Genomic DNA, 916 nt, shown 5'->3' on the forward strand with positions numbered 1-916 from the left:
TATAGTCAGTTCTTTTTAAATAAGATACAATCATTTTAAAGCAAGCGAAATAGCAGAAGAACAAATGACCTATTCAGCAGATTTTCGAGCACAAGTGATTAAAAGTGTCAAAAACAAAGACATGAGTATCCGTCAGGCTTGTACTTTCTATAATGTTAGCAAAACCGCATTACAGCGCTGGCTGAAAAACCCAAGTATCAAACAAACTCGAGATAAATCACCAACTAAAATACCGAATGAAGCACTCTTAAAAGACGTTGAACAATATCCAGACGATTATCTGTACGAGCGAGCTAGGCGATTCAACTGTAGTAAGACCGGCATGCACACTGCTTTAAAACGTCTAGGTATCAGTCAAAAAAAAGACCTTAGAGCATCCAAAAGCCTGCCTGATAAAAAGAGTGGCTTATCAGAGTAAACTTGATCGCTTTACGCAGCAAGGCTATCCCATTATCTATATGGATGAAAGCGGCTTTGAGCACGAGACCATCCGCTCTCATGGCTATGCACCGATTGGTACACCCTGTATCGACAGCTACAACTGGCAAGCAAAAAAGAGAACTAACGTCATCGGTGCTCTTTATAACAAGATGCTGTTTGCGCTTGATTACTTTGAACAGAATATCAATAGCAATATATTTTATGACTGGTGTAAGTTCACACTTATTCCAAGTCTCAAGACTAAATGCGTGATCGTTATGGATAACGCTAGGTTTCATAAAAGCAGACGTATCCAAAAACTGCTCAACAGACATGGTCATCGCATTCTATGGCTGCCACCCTATAGCCCTGATCTTAACCCCATTGAGAAAAAATGGGCACAAGCAAAGTTTCTACGCCAAGGCTGGATGGAGAATAATCTGCCTAAACTGTTTCATGATATGGGCTGTATTTCTTTTATAGTGAACTGACTATA

At 39.7% G+C, this 916-nt stretch carries 2 protein-coding genes; both read left to right on the forward strand.

Annotated features, from left to right (window positions below; all coding sequences use genetic code 11):
• The first annotated feature begins 64 nt into the window (after positions 1 to 64).
• Positions 65 to 418 (forward strand): IS630 transposase-related protein, encoded by a 354-nt coding sequence (locus tag NJD71_RS13535; RefSeq protein WP_319052422.1) that lies wholly within the window; start codon positions 65 to 67, stop codon positions 416 to 418.
• Entirely contained in the window at positions 402 to 911 is a 510-nt protein-coding gene (locus NJD71_RS13540; protein WP_319052423.1) for an IS630 family transposase, read from the forward strand. The genes NJD71_RS13535 and NJD71_RS13540 overlap by 17 nt, the downstream gene beginning before the upstream one ends.
• Positions 912 to 916 lie beyond the last annotated feature (5 nt).

This window comes from Psychrobacter sp. PP-21, from assembly GCF_033790785.1.
Taxonomy (GTDB): Bacteria; Pseudomonadota; Gammaproteobacteria; order Pseudomonadales; family Moraxellaceae; genus Psychrobacter.